Below are 1,025 nucleotides of genomic sequence, written 5' to 3'. Positions count from 1 at the left end.
AGCAGCGGCACGACTTCGACGGTGAAGCGAGGAGAGACGGCCGCCTGCACCGGCGCCTTCAAGCTCTCGGCTATCTCGCGAATCGCATCGGCGGGCCGCGTGAGCAACCGCAGCGTCGGCAGGTCTTGCGCAAGACGCTCGGGCCGCAGGTACAGCGACAGCGTGGCTTCGAGCGCCGCCAGCGGCAGCTTGCTCATGCGCAGCGCGCGCTTCATCGGGAACTTGCGGATGCGGCCCACCGCAGCCTTGCTGCCGACGATGAGGCCGGCCTGCGGCCCGCCCAGCAGCTTCTCGCCCGAGAAGGTCACTACGTCGCAGCCGGCCGCGAGCATCTCCTGCGGCAGCGGCTCGCGCGGCAAGCCGTAGTGCGCGAGGTCGACCAGCGAGCCGCTGCCCAAGTCGGTCGCCAGCGGCACGCCGCGCGCATGCGCGATGTCGGCGAGCGTGGCTTCGTCGACGGCGGCGGTGAAGCCCTGCACGGCGTAGTTGCTGGTGTGCACCTTCATCACCAGCGCGGTGTGTTCGTTGATGGCGCGCTCGTAGTCCTGCGGATGCGTGCGGTTGGTGGTGCCGACCTCGACCATGCGCGCGCCCGCGCTGGCCATCACGTCGGGCATGCGGAAGGCGCCGCCGATCTCGACGAGTTCACCGCGCGAGACGATCACTTCGCGCTCGCGCGCCAGTGCCGCGATGGTGAGCAGCACGGCCGCCGCGTTGTTGTTGACCACCGTGGCCGCCTCGGCGCCGGTGATGCTGCACAGCAGCTCTTCCACCAGCGAGTCGCGGTCGCCGCGGCTGCCAGTGGCGAGGTCGTATTCGAGGTTGTTGGGCGATGTCATCACCGCGAGCAGCCGCTGCAGCGCCGAGTCGGCCAGCAGCGCGCGGCCGAGGTTGGTGTGAATGACGGTGCCGGTGAGGTTCAACACGGCGCGCATGCGCGGTGCGAGGCGGGCCTGGATGCGCGCGGCGAGCGCATCGCCGAGTGCGTCGTGCTGTACCTCTGTGGCCATCAGCTTGCCTGCCAC

The 1,025-nt window shown here is 70.1% G+C and carries 1 protein-coding gene; it reads right to left on the bottom strand.

The annotated features are described in order from the left end of the window. Positions 1–1,025 (bottom strand): L-seryl-tRNA(Sec) selenium transferase (selA, locus tag ACSFA3_RS26115; protein ID WP_435508202.1); only part of this gene is annotated, 1,025 nt, incomplete at both ends.

This window comes from Variovorax glucosi (assembly GCF_051216695.1).
In the GTDB taxonomy this organism is placed as follows: domain Bacteria; phylum Pseudomonadota; class Gammaproteobacteria; order Burkholderiales; family Burkholderiaceae_C; genus Variovorax.
The sequence above is the reverse complement of the archived record's forward strand: the minus strand, read 5'-3'. Positions and strand labels throughout refer to the sequence as shown.